Source organism: Halocynthiibacter styelae (genome assembly GCF_016123485.1).
In the GTDB taxonomy this organism is placed as follows: Bacteria; Pseudomonadota; Alphaproteobacteria; order Rhodobacterales; family Rhodobacteraceae; genus Halocynthiibacter; species Halocynthiibacter styelae.
This window is the reverse complement of the sequence record NZ_JADCKQ010000003.1, coordinates 254,613-271,146: the sequence shown is the minus strand read 5'-3', so window position 1 is coordinate 271,146 and position 16,534 is coordinate 254,613. Positions and strand designations below refer to the sequence as shown.

General features: G+C 54.7%; 16 protein-coding genes and 1 pseudogene. 9 read left to right on the top strand and 8 right to left on the bottom strand.

All coding sequences use genetic code 11. The features are described 5' to 3' along the window. Nucleotides 1–100 precede the first annotated feature (100 nt). Nucleotides 101–1,099 carry an AraC family transcriptional regulator gene (locus tag H1D41_RS05885; RefSeq protein WP_228848011.1) on the top strand — a complete coding sequence of 333 codons (999 nt, stop codon included), beginning with the start codon at nucleotides 101–103 and terminating at the stop codon, nucleotides 1,097–1,099. Nucleotides 1,100–1,668: 569 nt separating this feature from the next. Further along, a pseudogene (locus H1D41_RS05880) lies at nucleotides 1,669–1,821 on the top strand (IS256 family transposase); the annotation flags it as partial. Nucleotides 1,822–2,120: 299 nt separating this feature from the next. On the opposite strand, the gene H1D41_RS05875 reads toward H1D41_RS05880, so the two are convergent. The 3 genes from H1D41_RS05875 to H1D41_RS05865 form a co-directional block, all read right to left on the bottom strand. Next, nucleotides 2,121–3,578 (bottom strand): Hint domain-containing protein, encoded by a 1,458-nt coding sequence (locus H1D41_RS05875; RefSeq protein WP_228848010.1) that lies wholly within the window; start codon nucleotides 3,576–3,578, stop codon nucleotides 2,121–2,123. Nucleotides 3,579–3,662: 84 nt separating this feature from the next. Continuing rightward, nucleotides 3,663–3,803, bottom strand: coding sequence for a helix-turn-helix domain-containing protein (locus H1D41_RS05870; protein WP_267473598.1), 141 nt, complete (start codon nucleotides 3,801–3,803; stop codon nucleotides 3,663–3,665). A gap of 3 nt (nucleotides 3,804–3,806) precedes the next feature. Beyond that, nucleotides 3,807–4,046 (bottom strand): recombinase family protein, encoded by a 240-nt coding sequence (locus H1D41_RS05865; protein ID WP_228848009.1) that lies wholly within the window; start codon nucleotides 4,044–4,046, stop codon nucleotides 3,807–3,809. A gap of 68 nt (nucleotides 4,047–4,114) precedes the next feature. On the opposite strand from H1D41_RS05865, the gene H1D41_RS05860 reads away from it, so the two are divergent. The 4 genes from H1D41_RS05860 (at nucleotide 4,115) to H1D41_RS05845 (ending at nucleotide 6,544) form a co-directional block, all read left to right on the top strand. Continuing rightward, the gene (locus tag H1D41_RS05860) at nucleotides 4,115–5,005 is read left to right on the top strand and encodes a DMT family transporter (RefSeq protein ID WP_228848008.1); all 891 of its coding nucleotides are present in this window, start codon (nucleotides 4,115–4,117) and stop codon (nucleotides 5,003–5,005) included. Nucleotides 5,006–5,136: 131 nt separating this feature from the next. Then, on the top strand, nucleotides 5,137–5,718 hold the full coding sequence (locus H1D41_RS05855) for a GcrA family cell cycle regulator (RefSeq protein ID WP_107496946.1): 582 nt from the start codon (nucleotides 5,137–5,139) through the stop codon (nucleotides 5,716–5,718). A 107-nt stretch (nucleotides 5,719–5,825) separates the two neighbouring features. Next, on the top strand, nucleotides 5,826–6,176 hold the full coding sequence (locus tag H1D41_RS05850; protein WP_228848007.1) for a YigZ family protein: 351 nt from the start codon (nucleotides 5,826–5,828) through the stop codon (nucleotides 6,174–6,176). Then, the gene (locus H1D41_RS05845) at nucleotides 6,173–6,544 is read left to right on the top strand and encodes a diacylglycerol kinase (RefSeq protein ID WP_228848006.1); all 372 of its coding nucleotides are present in this window, start codon (nucleotides 6,173–6,175) and stop codon (nucleotides 6,542–6,544) included. The genes H1D41_RS05850 and H1D41_RS05845 overlap by 4 nt, the downstream gene beginning before the upstream one ends. A gap of 5 nt (nucleotides 6,545–6,549) precedes the next feature. Here the strand turns inward: H1D41_RS05845 and H1D41_RS05840 are convergent, their stop codons facing one another. The 5 genes from H1D41_RS05840 to H1D41_RS05820 form a co-directional block, all read right to left on the bottom strand. Beyond that, complete coding sequence (locus tag H1D41_RS05840; protein ID WP_228848005.1) at nucleotides 6,550–7,740, bottom strand: FliM/FliN family flagellar motor switch protein; 1,191 nt, start codon at nucleotides 7,738–7,740, stop codon at nucleotides 6,550–6,552. Nucleotides 7,741–7,793: 53 nt separating this feature from the next. Continuing rightward, nucleotides 7,794–10,472 (bottom strand): sensor histidine kinase, encoded by a 2,679-nt coding sequence (locus tag H1D41_RS05835; RefSeq protein ID WP_228848077.1) that lies wholly within the window; start codon nucleotides 10,470–10,472, stop codon nucleotides 7,794–7,796. Continuing rightward, the gene (locus H1D41_RS05830) at nucleotides 10,459–10,776 is read right to left on the bottom strand and encodes a hypothetical protein (RefSeq protein ID WP_107496951.1); all 318 of its coding nucleotides are present in this window, start codon (nucleotides 10,774–10,776) and stop codon (nucleotides 10,459–10,461) included. The genes H1D41_RS05835 and H1D41_RS05830 overlap by 14 nt, the downstream gene beginning before the upstream one ends. Continuing rightward, nucleotides 10,776–11,144 (bottom strand): response regulator transcription factor, encoded by a 369-nt coding sequence (locus tag H1D41_RS05825; RefSeq protein WP_228848004.1) that lies wholly within the window; start codon nucleotides 11,142–11,144, stop codon nucleotides 10,776–10,778. Before H1D41_RS05825 ends, H1D41_RS05830 begins: the two co-directional genes overlap by 1 nt. 102 nt (nucleotides 11,145–11,246) lie before the next feature. Beyond that, nucleotides 11,247–12,608: a helix-turn-helix domain-containing protein gene (locus H1D41_RS05820; protein WP_228848003.1), complete on the bottom strand. Its 1,362-nt coding sequence runs from the start codon at nucleotides 12,606–12,608 to the stop codon at nucleotides 11,247–11,249. Between the two features lie 221 nt (nucleotides 12,609–12,829). On the opposite strand from H1D41_RS05820, the gene H1D41_RS05815 reads away from it, so the two are divergent. The 3 genes from H1D41_RS05815 (at nucleotide 12,830) to H1D41_RS05805 (ending at nucleotide 16,531) form a co-directional block, all read left to right on the top strand. After that, the gene (locus tag H1D41_RS05815; RefSeq protein WP_228848002.1) at nucleotides 12,830–14,176 is read left to right on the top strand and encodes a substrate-binding protein; all 1,347 of its coding nucleotides are present in this window, start codon (nucleotides 12,830–12,832) and stop codon (nucleotides 14,174–14,176) included. Nucleotides 14,177–14,294: 118 nt separating this feature from the next. Further along, entirely contained in the window at nucleotides 14,295–15,326 is a 1,032-nt protein-coding gene (locus tag H1D41_RS05810) for a branched-chain amino acid ABC transporter permease (RefSeq protein ID WP_228848001.1), read from the top strand. Between the two features lie 2 nt (nucleotides 15,327–15,328). After that, nucleotides 15,329–16,531: a branched-chain amino acid ABC transporter permease gene (locus H1D41_RS05805; protein WP_228848000.1), complete on the top strand. Its 1,203-nt coding sequence runs from the start codon at nucleotides 15,329–15,331 to the stop codon at nucleotides 16,529–16,531. Nucleotides 16,532–16,534: the final 3 nt, after the last annotated feature.

Genomic DNA, 16,534 nt, shown 5'->3' with positions numbered 1-16,534 from the left:
GTTTCGCGCCATTAGGAAAAACATGCGTCCTTGAACCGGTTTGAGGTCGTTTGAAACCGGATTTGGGACTAGGCTTTGATGAAACAACATAGGATCGGCCATGATCGCGCTTCCCATCCCCTTAATCGTATCCTTCACGACCTTTTATCTGCTGATGCGAATGATACTGCGGGGCACTCGGTTTTATCTTTTCATTGGGTTGCTGGGGGCCTGTGCGGTGCAAGGCGTATTGATTTCACTGGTGCATCATTATGGCGTCAAACAGCTTTTTCTGTTCCTCCCCATCACGGCGTCACTGATCCCACCCCTGGCCTGGCTTGCTTTTCGGCATTCTCTGATTGCGCCCTTTCGCTGGCCGCTGGATAGCATTCATCTTTTGGTGCCAGTGTTCACCGTGTTTTGCGTCTTGTTTGCTCGCGTCACTGTTGATGCGGTCCTGTCCTTGAATTTCACCCTTTATGGAGGGGCGATATTATGGGTCCTCAGCCGCAATGACAGTCTGCCTTTAGCGCGTTTGGATGCGGGGCAGATCCCGGTTTTTATCTGGCGTGCGCTCGCGATTGCCCTTTTGTTGTCTGCTGCAACCGATGTACTGATTGCCACGGCAATTGCCTTTGGTTATGCAAATTTCATGCCTTGGATCGTCAGCAGCTTTTCATCGTTCTCCCTGCTGGCGATTGCCATACTTGGGCTGATAGGCGAAAGCCTTGCCCCGCCAAACGATCAGCAAGAACCCGTCAAACATACTAAGATCGAAACCCGCCGGGATCAGGATCTGATGGTGCGCCTGGATGAGGTAATTCAGAACGAAACACTATACCTTGATCCGGATCTGACCCTGACGCGTTTGGCGAAACGGTTGCATGTACCAATCAAACAGCTGTCGAGCACAATCAATCGTCACACCGGGGAAAACGTGTCGCGCTATATCAATGCTCATCGTATTCGCCATGCCTGCGCTCTAGTGCAAGCCGGAGAAACGATCACAAGATGTATTTACGCCAGCGGGTTTAACACCAAATCAAACTTCAATCGGGAATTCCTCCGTGTTACAGGAGCCACTCCCCGCGACTGGCAACAGAAACATTGTCCAGAATGAACGACCGCTTTGATGAAGCCGCACCGCAGCAATTGCTGGAATGATCAACGGCAGGTTTGGGCCGATAGTAGACTGGTTAATTGTATGCCCCCTAAGAATAGGGGCAGATCTGGTGGCCCTTTTTTGCAATGCAGGCTGTGCGCGAAACTGTTACTCAAAGCTGTTTAGACTTGTAGACGACGGCCACATTGCAGTCCACGGAACCTGTAGTCGGACCGAAGCGGAGGAATTAGCTGAATTAGCCTCTGCGTAGCCGGCGAATGTGTCATCAACAGGAACGTAGGCGTCGTACCAAAGGGTCACGCTAAACATATTGAACTCGTCTCCACGGTCTCGCAAAGGAAGCTCTCGTTCGCTTTCAAATCGATAACGCCCCAGTGTTGCATGATAGAAAAGCTCATTTTTATGAGCCGCGGGATACCCTCTAACGACAAATTCCATGGTGCTTTCTGTGGCCCAACTCCAAGTTCGATCCTCAAACTGGATTGGGCGGCCGGTCCCATCGCCGCCAACATCGGAAAGATCTGAGAATTTATATGGGCTTCCGTCACGCGTCACAATTCCTGTACCTCAGTCGCAAAACCGGCCTCGCCATGGCCTTCAAATTGATGATCTCAGCGCAAGGCAAATGGTGCAAACTCGACGGCGCGAACCGAATGCCTGAGATCATTGAAGGGGTGGAATTCAAGGACGGGATCAAACACATTAATCAAGCCGCCTGATCAGACCGTCACCGACTTTCGGGCATAGCTCAGTTTTTTCCGGTCCATGGTCATACGTTTACTTCCTGTGAACCTATTCCACTCTTGTCCCGGCCTTACTGTTCACATGTTATCTGGCTTTTCGCCTGAAAGTCACGGAGTTTGTTGTGGGCACGCCTTGGCCCGCTCAAGAACACCTTAATCCGCAAAGGCTTTACATCAATTTGCCTACACTGTCGCGACGAGAGAAGGGGAACACCGAATATCAGGATCAGGTGCGGAGGTATAATACCTCCACACCTGTTTAGAAAAACGCATTCTCAGCCCTGGGGTGAAAACAGATGTTGGCCCAGTAAGACACCATCGGCATGTTTCAGACTGGTTCGGGCTGATGCTCCGCAGCCAAATTGAATGTTTTCCAATTGCGGGAATAATTCCAGAAGCTCATCACGTGTTTTTGTATCCAGTGCATCCAGGCTTTCTTTGCCCGGATTAAAACTTTCCGTTAGAGCGCCCTCTGCATAAATGATTTCATGGTTATCAAACATGACGTGATAGTATTCAACCATTTCACCTTCTTCGCGGACGATTGAGCTGTCATTCAACAGAGATTTTGCTGTCGTAAGGACTTCTCCTTCACCGAACAGTAACTCCGCTTGCCAACTCGAGACGAGAACCCTGTGCTGGGGGGAAACCCTCAGATCAGAGGTATTTCCTAACGTGCCTTTACGGATCAGGATCGGTGCCAGATGGCCAGCGGCTCGCCGGATAGAGGAATGAATCCAAAGGATTTTCTGAAATCCATTATCTTTGGTACGTACCAGAATATTCGACCGAAGATCTTCAACCTTCATCATTCCGTCGATGGTTTCAATTCGGGTGCCTTTTACAAAACATAGAGCCGCTGGGGAATTCAGGCCTAAAGTTCCGGAATATCCGCCATACGCGCTTTGACCCGCACTAATACCAGTAATGCTAAACGATCTCATCACTTTGCCCAGCTCAAACCCGGTTGTGGGAGATAAACTGGGATCAAGGGAAGGGTTCGTTGACAGCAAAACTATACTACCATCCGCCAGCTGAATCGCACGAAGTCTGCTGACAGAGCTGGTCGTCCCATCAGCATAAGTTGCAGTTCCATCCAGAAACAAAACATTGGCAGAAGTGTTTTCGTTCACACTTGTCGTTGTCCCGGTAACAAGATTGGTGAGTGTGATAGCTTCGCCATTAACGGATGCGCCACTGTTATCTGAATCAATATCTACCCGATATCTGTCATGACCGTCAAAGGCTAGGATTTCACCGACACCAATTGTAGTACCCGAATCTAAAACAACGGTTGTAACTTCTCCGCCGGAAGCGATATTATTTTGCCCGGCGACGGAAGATCCCGCTTCAGATCCTAAGCCACTCGCGGAAGATGTGATCCCCTGAGTCCCTGCATATGAGCCGAAAAATATTGTAAAATCGGGTGTCGCATACAGATGCAGGGAAGCGATTGATTTCGATGTGTCAATGCCAGACGTCGAAACAGGGTATGGCGGTGATGTGTGTAACAGAATCATCCGGCCATCAGAGAGATTGAGACCCCGTAAAGTTGAAAACGTATCAGTTGTACCATCTTCATACGTAACTTCGCCCGACAAGTTGAAAATATTGCCAGCGGGAGTTGTAAAAGTGGTGTCGCCCGTTGCCTGATTGGTTAGCTCGATTACTTCGTTATTGCCAGGACTCGGAGCGCCAGGCACATCGTCTCCGTCTATATCCGCAATGAACATGTCGTTTGCGCTGAAATTAATTACTGCATTCGGTTCAACTGAAGCTGCGGAATCGATTACAAGTGTAAGAAACGCGACATAGAACTATGCTTGGGATCTGACGCGCATGATTGTTTGCCTACTGGTTTCGAAATGGCGTGCGATGGCTGAGATTGCCTCGCCGTTTTTGATTTTTTCCTTCACTTCCACCTGCTGATCCGCTGATAGGGCTGATGGCCGCCCCAAAAGCTAACCTTCAGCTTTGGCACGGGCGAGGCCAGATTGCGTACGTTCGAGGAGCAGATCACGTTCGAACTGAGCTACAGCGTTAATGACGTTCATCGTCATCTTCCCAGCTGAACTGGTGAGGTCAACGCCACCCAATGCGAGGCAATGAACGCGGATGCCTATTTCTTCAAGTTTTGCGACGGTGGTGCTGACATCGATGGCGTCACGGCCGGGTGGGCAGGCGCGTTCCAGCTTCCTCATTCATAAAAACACTTGCGCAGAAAAAATCCGAAAGCATAACAGACAGGAACATAGCATAAGGCTGCCCCATGCTTCACCGTCTGTCTCCGCAATTGACATCTATCCTGTTTATGTTGCTCGCGTCCTTTCTCCTGGCAGGAACAAGCATTCTGGCGAAAACCCTGGGACAAGGCGTGTTTTCCCCGGATGGTAACGGACTGCACGTGTTTCAGATCAGCTTTGGGCGCTTCGCCTTTGCGTTTCTGGCCATCGCAGCCACGGTGGCGATACTACGCCCGAAGTTCGGCCCGCTGGAAATCCCCCTGCATGTCGCGCGCACAATGGCAGGCTGGAGTGGCATAACCCTTGCGTTCACGGCTCTGATCTGGATTCCACTGCCTGATGCCCAGGCGATCAATTTCCTCAATCCTGTGTTCGCAATGGTCTTTGCCATCCCGATCCTCGGGGAACGGGTCGGACCCTGGCGCTGGCTGGCTGCTGGCGTATCCCTTGCAGGTGCCCTGATTCTTTTGCGGCCCTCTGGCGCCAGCTTCCAGCCTGCAGCATTCTTTGCGCTCGCATCTGCAGCGATTACCGGATTTGAAGTCATCCTGATCAAACGGTTAAGTGGACGCCAGGCACCCTTACAGATCCTGTTCACAAATAATGCCCTGGGATTCTGCATCGCATCTCTTGCCGCTTTGTTCGTCTGGTCTGCGCCTGCGCCTGCGGAATGGGGGGGCATGGCTGCGCTTGGCCTGACAATGATCTGTGCACAGGCCTGCTTTATTCAATCCATGCGTCGCGCAGAAGCAAGCTTTGTGATTTCAGTTTCACTGTCTTCCCTGCCCTTCGCAGCGTTAATGGATTACTTCGCTTTCAACGCAGTTCCTGACCGGATCAGCCTGATGGGTGCCGCGATTATCCTTTCGGGCGTGCTTCTGCTTTTCTTCCGGGAGATGCGGGCGAAATCGACATAGAATTTAAATTCACCCAGAGTCCTTGTATCCGCCAGCCAGAGCGGTAAAATAAGCGATCTGTAATTCCTGCGGCCCCTGTCGGCAACCTTCACCACAGGCCCCGCATCACACGCGAGATAAAGGAAGACTGCATGTCCTGGACTGACGAGCGCGTCGAAATTCTGAAGAAAATGTGGGGCGAAGGCCAGTCGGCTTCTGTCATCGCAAAAGAGCTCGGCGGCGTGACCCGTAACGCAGTCATCGGTAAGGTACACCGCCTGGGCCTGTCTAACCGTGCAAGCTCCACCAAAGCCGCACCGAAGAAAGAGGCCGCTGCAAAACCTGCAGCCAAGCCTAAGGCCGCCAAGGCAGCACCAAAGCCCAAGGCTGAACCTGCTTCCGAAGGCCCGGCGACACAGTCTGCCGCACCGCAACCAACTGCGACACCGGCGCGCCGTGCAATTATTCCTGCGGGCCAGCCTCTGCCACCGCAACCTTCCGCAAATGAAATCAGCCCCGAAGCGCTGGCTTCTGTGCGTGAAGTGGAAAAAGGTGCAAAGAAACTGTCCCTGATGGAACTGACCGAACGCACCTGCAAATGGCCGATCGGTGATCCGGCAACGGATGAGTTCTGGTTCTGTGGCCTGGCCACGCAAACCGGCAAACCATATTGCGAAGCCCATGTCGGCGTCGCCTTTCAGCCGATGACCAGCCGCCGCGACCGCCGCCGCTGATCTCTGTGAAGATCTAAAAATCAGCCCCGGGCCGGACACGGTTCCGGGGCTTTTTCCTGTCCTGTCGGGGCTTCCCCTTTTCACCGCATCACGATACACCCCTGGGAATGGAAATTTTTGACGGCATCATAAATGACCGCGGCAGTAAATATGCGGTCTCCGGCGGAGCGGTGAACAGCAAGGCTGATGCTCTGGCCTTTCTGAAGCAGCTGAAGCGTCGGAAGAAATTCGCCAAAGCCACCCACAACACCTGGGCCTGCCTTCTGGATGACGGGCCGCTGAAGAACGATGACGGTGAAAGCGGCGCGGGCATGGTGATTGTCCGCATGCTGGAACGGGAAGAACTGCGCAATCATATCGTTGTCGTCACACGCTGGTATGGCGGCACAAAACTGGGTGGCGATCGTTTCCGCCGGGTGCAGGATGCCGTAAATCACTATATCGGGGAACGATCATGAAGAACTGGCTGAACGCGCAATGGGACCGGTTTAAATGGCGCTGCATCTGGTCCTGGGAAGGTTGGGTCAATTGCTGGCAGGAAGAACACAGCCTGAAACAATGGATTGTGGCCAATGCGGTTTCCATCCCCTTTGCTCTGCTCTTACCCTTAACCGGTGGCGAACGCGCCGTGATCCTGGCCCTGGGGGTTCTGGTCCTTGCGGCAGAACTGTTCAACACTGCGATTGAGCGCTGTGTTGATCTGATCACACAGGAAAAACATGATCTGGCGAAACAAGCCAAAGATCTTGGCAGCGCAGGTGTCGCCGTAACCGCCCTTGCGGCAGGTGTGGCATGGGCTGCCATTCTGGTCCGACTGTATCTCTGACCCGACTACTCCGCCGTCAAGGCTGGCAAATTTGGTAAATCCGGCAGATCAGGAAGACCCGGCGCAGCGCCGGCATCAGGTAGCCCTGCAGGCAGATCCGGCAAACCTGGCAATCCTCCCCCTACGGGCAGATCAGGTAAATCCGGCAATCCCTGCTGAACACCAGACGGACCATCTGGCACAGCCATCCCCGGCAGATCCGGCGGCAGGTTTTCCCCTGCAGGCGCCACAGGGATCTGAGGTGGCGAAGAAACCGGGGATCCTCCTCCAGACCCGGCCACCCCGACAACAGGTGGCGGTTCTGACCCCCGCGAAGTAACCCTGATCGCGCGCTGACCCGCCGCCTGTCCAAGCCTGGCAGTTCCCACAATGCGCGCACCACTGTCTTCAATTACAAGCTCTTCAAGCTGCCGGCCAGGAATGCTCATGACCTGCCCTTCCTGCAATGACATCAGCCAGGACAACGGTACGCGCTCCCTGTGTAAAACAGCATTCAGCTGTACAGTACTGCCCAACACAGCCGAACGCAGCCCGCTCTGCCAGTCCTCATTCTCGGGGCCAACTTGTCCGCCCGTCGTCGCATGTCGCACGGAATCCGGCAGGGCCAGCCACATCATCCCGGTTTTCGCACCATCGCCGAGTTCAACTTTGCAGGCATAAAAAAGGTAACGGGTTTCTTCCAGCGTCATCGCAAGCTTACGCCGATCATTTACTTTGCGGGCAAAGCGATAACCATAGAACCAGGGACCACGCCCATCTGCATCAAGCAGCAGTTCAAGCACGTCAAACACGCGATCAATAAAGGGTTCACACATCTGCCCATCCGTGATCGTCCAGGCCCGGACAACCGCAGGGGCAGAACTGACCTGCCCCGTGGTTTGCACCTCAATCAGTGCCGCCAGCAATTGCGGATCAAATCCAGCCAACCCCTGCGCGCCATCCCGCGCCTGAAGGATGGTTAAAAGGCAGTCCTCGGGAATGCCTTCCATCATGGCCTGCGTTTCCAGCACACCTTCCTTAGCTTCCTTAACCGTCAGCCTCATATTCATCTCAAGCTCAGCGGCTTTCGGCAATGCGGCCTTCAGGGCCAGAACCGGGTTCATGCGTTTCGCTGACCCCACAAGACGACGTGAAGCGATCTTGCGAACCACAGAGATTTCATTTTCAGTGCTTGTGATACTGTCTGCGTCTGACATCGGCCTGCCCCTGATAAACAAGCCTATCTTCGGGGAAACTGGTTACCAAAGCGTTAGGATTTCAACGGCACCACCACCCGAAACGCCGCACCACCCTGCTCAGGCAGATAGGCAACAGAACCACCAAGGTTGTTCATAATTTCACGGCAAATCGCCAGCCCCAGCCCTGCCCCACCTGCCCGCGCATGATCCGTCAACCGGGCAAATTTTTCAAAAACCAGGGGTTGCTGATGGGATGGGATGCCGTCCCCATTATCGGTGAAATCAATCCACACGTCATTCCCTTGTTTCTGGATCGCAACCTCAAGCACCGGATCGGAGGCTGTGCAATATTTCCGCGCATTGGAAATCAGATTGATGAACACCTGACTCAACCGATCCCCATCGCTGATCAGATCCACATCCTCCTGCACAATATTACGCAGAATGCGGATCGGAACATCGTCTTGCGGCGCAAGGGCTGCACTGACGGCGCGGTTCAGAACGTCGTGCAGGTTCACAGGTTCCATATTCAGCGCGACCTGTCCGTTTTCCAGCACGGACAGATCCAGAAGATCATCCAGAAGCCGCGTCAGGCGCAGGGTTTCATCATGAATGATCGACGCATAACGCGTCTGATCCGCGGGCGTCAGCGCATCCATATCCCGCAAAATTTCAGAAAACGCCCTGATCGACGTCATCGGCGTGCGCAGCTCATGGCTGATCTGGGACAGAAAGGCATCCTTTTGTACGGACAGCCGTGTCAGTTTCTCATTCGCCTCTGACAACTGTTTCGCAGTATGGCCCAGCTCGGCAGATTTGGCCTCCAGCTGGCTGGAATATTCCATGATCTGCGCAGCTTCATCCGCCACCGCCATCAGATCCTGTACAGATACCGACGCGCCCTCCGCGATCTGCCCGATCATCGCATGGGCCGTGGCAGAGCCGACAGAACCGGCCAGCTCGCGTTCCAGCCGTTCCAGAAAGGCGGGGGAACTGTCTGGCAGATGGTCAAGTTTGCCCTGCGCCCGTGCCTCTGCTTCAAACAACCTCTGTGCCTGCTGCGCCCCGAGAATTCGCTGAGACATCACCAGCAGATCTTCCGCCCCGGCCCCGGCCGTTGTCCAGCCACGCGGGCCCTGACTGTGTTCAAATACATTCACGAACTGCACCCCCTGAAGACGTTCCAGGGGTTTGGGGAAGGTAAAGAGAGAAACCGCAAAGAACACCAGTGAGTTCAGGAACATCGACCAGAAAATCGCATGCACCACCGGATCAAGGCCGCCCGTGCCAAACAGCGCCTGTGGTCGCAGAACCGACAGGCCGAACAACCCGTCCTGCATCACCGATTTTGACAGCACGCCTGCCCCACCGATGGACGGCAGGAAAAGCGTATAAAGCCAGATCGCAAAGCCCGTGATCAGACCGGCAGCAGCAGCCACTTTCGTCGCCCGTCGCCAGAAGAGACCGCCCAGCATCACCGGCAGAACCTGCGACACACCTACGAACGAAATAAGGCCAATGGACGCCAGCGCAGCGCCTCCGCCGGAAATGCGGTAATAGAGATAACCAAGCCCGACAACCACCATGATCGACACCCGCCGCGCAGTCAGAACCACCTGACGCAGATCCCCGGATACCGTCGCGCCGGGCGCGCGCAGCGACACCCAGACCGGCATCACAATATGGTTCGAAACCATAGTCGACAGGGCAATCGCAGCGACAATCACCATGGACGTCGCAGAAGAAAACCCCCCAAGGAAACTCAGCAATGCGAGCCCATCCCAGCCTTGCGACAAGGGAAGTGTAAGTACGAAAAGATCCGGGTTAGAGCCTTTGGGCAGCAGTTCCAGCCCCATCACTGCGATGGGCAGAACAAACAGGCTCATCAACATCAGATACAGCGGAAAGGCCCAGCCCGCCATGGCGAGGTTTCTTTCATCCGCACTTTCCACGACCATAACCTGAAACATACGCGGCAGACACAGGAAGGCCGCCGCCGACAGAAAAATCAGTCCCGCCCAGCGCCCGGGGCGGATTTGCCAATCGGCAATCGGGCTGGCATCCATGCGGGTCAGAATATCTGCCGGTCCATCTGCAAGCCCCCAGACCACAAAAGCACCAACAGACAGCAGCGCGACCAGCTTTACAATCGCCTCGAAGGCAATCGCGGTCACAACCCCGTGGTGGCGTTCATTGGCGTCAAGGTTACGCGTGCCAAACAACACTGTGAACAACATCAGGCCCACCGCGACCCAAAAGGCGGTTGAAGCCAGGTCCACCTGCATAAACCCTGCCGACATGTCCCGCGAGAAGACCGAGAACGACAAAGTAACCGACTGAAGCTGCAGCGCGATATAAGGCGTTGTACCAACCACAGCCAGCAGTGTCACAAGCACGCCCAACAGGTTAGATTTACCAAAGCGTGACGAAATAAGATCCGCGATTGATGTAATCCGCTGCGCCCGGCCAATGCGTACAAGCCGCCGCAAAAGCCACCACCAGCCGACCATCACAAGGCTTGGCCCCAGGTAGATCGTCACAAATTCAAGCCCCGTGCGCGCAGCGTTCCCCACGGCACCATAAAACGTCCAGGCCGTACAATAGATCGACAGCGACAGCGTATAGACCAGAGGAGAACGCAGAAATTTCAGACGTCCGCGCGCGGCCTGGCGATCCGCATAAAAGGCGATACCAAAAAGAAAGGCCACATAGGCAAAGCAGACCGCAATCAGGATATTAAAGCTGACCATCATCCCGCCCGTCTGTATCTGATGTCTCTGGCTGGCTCAGCAGGCGTGACAACCAGACCGATAAAGCAATCAGCACGCACCAGGCGGCAAAGACATAAATCATCGCTCCGGATACCGGCAGGCTTTCACGGCCACTGGCAATCAGGATTGGCAGGAAAAACAGGATCACGCCCAGAACCGGAACAAGATTGCCCGCATCCATTGCCCGTTTCCGCCGGTAACTTTCCCATTCAAGAAACAGGCGCGATCCCGGCCCGCGCACCAGGGGATCTTCTGGCAATTTTCCGTCGGGCTTCTCGTCCATCAGGCCTCTGCCAGTTCACGCACCGCGTCCAGCATTTCCGTGTTGGAAAACGGTTTGGTCATGAAACGTGACACGCCGTATTGTTCAGCCATTTCACGATCTTTACTCTGGCCGCGTGCCGTCAGCATCATCACCGGCAAATGCCGCGTATCTTCCGCCGCACGCAGATCCCGCAAAATATCAAAACCGGATCGTTTCGGCAGCATCACATCCAGCACAATCAGATCCGGCCGGTGTTTCGCCACGGCATCCATCGCCGTATCTCCACGGCCATGGGTTTCCACCCGCCAACCATCCCGGGCCAGCAGAAAGCGGATTGCCTCAACAATATTTGGCTCATCTTCGATAAGCAGTACCGTTTTTGCCACTTGTCCTCCCCTCGCTCTCTCCCCAGAGCGATTGTGCCTGAATGGTCTGCTTTGTCGCAGATCATCGCCGGTGGCTCACTATTGTCAGAAAAAGCCGCTCTGTCAAAAGGCAACTTCGGTCTTTTGACGGCTGAGGATTGCGGCCTCACGCCGCGCCGGGCAGGCAGCTTGCAGACAGATACGACAGCTTGCCCCGGCATCGATGAAGGGTGGGGCAGTGTCAGAACCCTCTGCCAATCCTTGTGGGATCAGCAACATATATGCCTGCCGCAACACCGGTGCGCCCAGTTTCTCAGGCAACGTCTGCACCCCGCAGGACAAAGCCGTAAAACGCGGCACATCTTCAGAACCGCGCCCCTGACTTTGAGAAACATCATGCACCAGCATGCTATCGGGCCGCGCAAGGGCCTCAAACAACGGCCAAAGCGCGCAGGCCCCGTCAAAACGCGGCACGCTGAATCCTTCGGGGGCCTTACGGAAAGTCAGGTTTCCCGCACCATCACAGCCGACCAACCCGATCCCGCCTGCGGGCGATGTGGCAGGCAGCATTGCAAGACGATGCATCACTTCGGCAATCGGCTGGCGAAAACGGGACGCCAGCGCCAGCGGATCCCAGTTGCACTCAGCCGCCGCCTGCAGAAAAGCACCAAGCGGCATCTGTACGGCCCGGATGCGGTATTCTAACAAATGGCGCATCATGCGGGCACGGGTGCCGTCAGATCGCAGATCCTTACTGTCCCGGACAATTTCCTGCGCGATATCCTGAACATCTGACGCAGGCGTGTCAGGCTGCTCCAGGGCCTCAAAATGCCAGGAATGTCGCGCAAAACAGGCGTCGATCTCTTCTCCGGCGGAAGAGATCCCCTGATCTGGCCGCCCTGCCCCATCCAGATACTGCACAAGGCTTTCCGCGCTTTCGGCCAGACGCCGGGCGTCTTCATCAATGTTTTTCTGAAACCGCTCTTGCCAGACTGCATCCAGATTTCCACCTCCGGCCAGAATACCGGAACTCGACCGGATCGCCGTCACAACCGTCAGAACTTCATGCAAAGCATCGGAAAGATGCGGATCATGTGTCAGCCGGTCAGACAAGATTTCAACTGTCCGTTCAAGTTCGGTCACACGTTTCTGACTGTGCGTCAGATGCTGGGCCCATCCCGGAAAGCGACTTGCGAAATCCCCGACACGATCAATCTCTGCGATGCTTTCAACTGCACCATTGCGCAGCTCATTCAACAGCGCACTCTGCGTGTCTTCAGACAATTGCGACGGGTCAATTGACAGCACCGCAGCAATATCCACCAGAAGCTTGCCCGCGATTCTGCGGCGGTTGTGTTCAATCAGGTTCAGATAAGATGCCGATATCCCGGCCCGCTGCGCCAACACCCCCTGCCGCATACCCAGATCCATACGCCGCTGCCGGATCCGCGCCCCGGTTGAGTAACCTGCCTCCTGTTGCGCCATACCTAACCCTCTGTTTTCCTTTACCCCACGTAACAAATTTACAAACATTTTACAACATTCCGCACCTGCATGACGATTTATTTACATAAATTTCTTTTTATATAAGCCACTTATTGCGAAATTTTCATACCGCAAGCGATAATACATCACGCCTGTAAAGGCAGCATTCCGTGCGGCGGAGGAGCCGACATAAGAATGCGAACCATAAATGGGAGGAATACATGTCTAAACTTCTGACGACCCGCCGCAGCGTTCTGCGCACTGGTGCCGCCGCTGGCGCCGGTCTGGCGATGCCTACGATTTTCACCGCGTCTTCGGTTGCGGCCTTTACCAATGACCCCACCGGATCTTCTGTAACCCTGGGCTTTAACGTACCACAGTCCGGCCCATACGCCGATGAAGGCGCGGATGAGCTGCGCGCCTATGAGCTTGCTGTTGAGCACCTGAACGGTGGCGGCGACGGCGGCATGATGAACACCTTCAGCTCTAAGGTGCTGGACGGCACAGGTATCCTTGGTAAAAAAGTTGAATACGTTACCGGCGACACCCAGACCAAATCTGACGCGGCGCGCGCATCTGCACGTTCCATGATCGAAAAAGACGGCGCTGTGATGATCACTGGCGGGTCTTCTTCGGGTGTTGCGATTGCGGTTCAGGGCCTGTGTCAGGAAGCTGGCGTGATCTTTATGGCCGGTCTGACCCATTCCAACGACACAACCGGCAAAGACAAAAAAGCCAACGGTTTCCGTCACTTCTTTAACGGATACATGTCTGCGGCTGCGCTTGCACCTGTTCTGGCAGCACGCTACGGCACCGACCGGACCGCCTATCACCTGACAGCTGACTATACATGGGGCTGGACGCAGGAAGAATCCATCGCAGCGGCAACCGAAGCCCTGGGCTGGAACACCGTTGAGAAAGTGCGCACGCCACTGGCATCGACTGATTTCTCATCCTACATTGCACCGGTTCTGAATTCCGGCGCTGACGTTCTGGTTCTGAACCACTACGGCGGTAACATGGTGAATTCCCTGACCAACGCTGTGCAGTTTGGCCTGCGCGAAAAGGTTGTGAACGGCAAGAACTTTGAGATTGTTGTGCCGCTGTATTCCCGCCTGATGGCGCGTGGTGCGGGTGCAAACGTGAAGGGCATCTTTGGATCCACCAACTGGCACTGGTCCCTGACTGACGAAGGGTCTCAGGCCTTTGTGCGCAGCTTTGGTACAAAATACGGCTTCCCGCCAAGCCAGGCAGCACACACTGTTTACTGTCAGACACTTCTCTATGCGGATGCGGTTCAGCGCGCGGGTTCTTTCAACCCATGTGCAGTTGCAGAAGCGCTGGAAGGCTATGACTTTGACGGTCTGGGCAACGGTCCGACACATTACCGCGCTGGCGACCACCAGTGTTTCAAAGATGTGCTGGTTGTGAAGGGTAAAGAGAACCCTGAAAACGAATTCGACCTTCTCGAAATCGTTGAAATCACACCACGTGCGCAGGTTGAATATGCGGTTGATCACCCAATGTTCGCCGGTGGCGATCTGGGCAGCTGTAACGGCGGCGCATAAGTTTCCCACCCCGCCGCACTGAACCTCCGCGGCGGGCACTTCAAGACGGAGCCAGGCACGCCTTTATGTCCTGGCGCGCGGGCTCCGTCCCTTTTTTCCAAATTCCGGGTGGCATGAGATGGACGTGATCCTTCTGCAAATTCTCAATGGTCTGGATAAGGGATCGGCATACGCGCTGATTGCCCTTGGCCTGACCCTGATCTTCGGCACACTTGGCGTTGTGAACTTTGCCCATGGCGCATTGTTCATGATCGGTGCCTTCTGTTCCGTAACCTTACAGCGCATTCTGTCGTGGTCTTTCGAAACCATTGACCCAGATAAGACCGATTTCCTTGGCAACCCTGCCACGGTGAAGACGCCCTATGTGGTGGAATGGTTCGGCGAAAGCACGGGCCTTGCGATCATCGACTGGTCGGTACCGCTGGCGATCTTGTTTTCGATCCCGATCATGATTGCCTTTGGTTTCATTATGGAACGCGGGCTGATCAAACATTTCTATAAACGCCCCCATGCGGATCAGATCCTTGTGACCTTTGGTCTGGCGATCGTTCTGCAAGAAGTGATCAAAGCGTTCTACGGTGCCAACCCGATCCCGACCCCAGCGCCTTCTGCCTTTACGGGCAGCTTTGATTTCGGCCTGCTGCTGGGTTTTGCTGAAAACACGATCATCTACCCCTACTGGCGCATGGTTTACTTTGCCTTCTCGCTGGTTGTGATTGGCGGCGTCTTCAGCTTCCTGCAGTTCACAACCTTCGGCATGGTCGTGCGTGCAGGCATGGCAGACCGTGAAACCGTGGGCCTGCTGGGCATTGATATCGACAAGCGTTTTACGTTCATGTTTGGCCTTGCCGCCGCCGTCGCAGGTATCGCGGGTGTCATGTATGCGCCGATCAATTCCCCGAATTATCACATGGGCATGGACTTCCTGGTTCTCAGCTTTGTGGTGGTGGTTGTCGGCGGCATGGGCAGCTTGCCTGGTGCGGTTCTGGCCGGGTTTATGCTGGGCATTCTCGAAAGCTTTGCGTCGATGAACATCATCAAAAGCTTCATCCCCGGTATTGACCAGATCATCATCTACCTGGTCGCAATTCTGATCCTTCTCACGCGTCCGCGTGGTCTGATGGGTCGCAAAGGTGTGATGGAGGAATAATCATGCTTGGTCTTAATCAACGGGACACTAAGTTCCTTCTTATCGTGATCGCGCTGACATTGTTCACCCCGATCCTTCTGCAACCCTTCCCGGCGGACAGTGGCCTTGCACAATTCAACGCGGGCTATCCTGACCTGATGCAACGCTTTGCGATCTTTGGGATCTTCGCCATTGGATTTAACATCCTCTTTGGTCTGACAGGCTATCTGTCCTTCGGTCATGCAGCCTTTCTGGGTGTGGGTTCTTATTCCACCGTCTGGATGTTCAAACTGTTGAACTACAATGTGTTGCCTGGTCTTGTGCTGGCGATCATCGTGTCCGGCCTGTTTGCCCTGCTGATTGGTTATGTCAGCCTGCGTCGCTCTGGGATCTACTTTTCGATCCTGACGCTGGCTTTCGCACAGATGAGCTTTAACCTTGCGTATTCTGTGCTGACCCCGATCACCAACGGTGAAACCGGTCTGCAGGTTTACAACGACGATCCGCAAATCCTGATGGGCGAAAACGGCATCACCACGACGCATTTCTTCGGCCTCAAGATGAACGCAAGCCACATTATGGATGTCGGTCCCTGGCAGTTTACCTTTAACTTTGGTTACTACTTCTGTGCTGTCATCGCGATCCTGGCGTTCTATCTTAGCCTGCGCATCTTCCGGTCGCCTTTCGGCATGATGCTGCGCGCGGTGAAATCGAACCAGCAACGCATGAATTACACGGGCCTGTCTTCACGTCCTTACACGCTTGCGGCCTTTGTGATCTCTGGCATGTATGCCGGTCTGGCTGGTGGTCTGCTGGCGTCCATGGACCCGCTGGCCGGTGCGGAACGTATGCAATGGACCGCCTCTGGTGAAGTCGTTCTGATGACGATCCTTGGCGGTGCTGGCACCATGATGGGGCCAATCCTTGGGGCGGGTTTCATCAAATATTTTGAGAACATCTTCTCAAAGATCAACGATCAGGTTCTGCATGGCTGGTTCGCCTTCCTGCCGGATGGTCTGGAAAATGCATTGGTCTGGCTGCTGCATCCGTTTGTCGGCAAGGGCTGGCATCTGACATTGGGCATTCTGTTCATGCTGGTTGTGGTGTTCCTGCCAGGTGGTCTGGTGGAACTGGGACAACGCATCCGCAACATGTTCCGCAAAAAACCGAAGGCTGACAATGACGGAAGCCATAAACCGCAACAAACGCCACATGTGGCCGAATAAGGA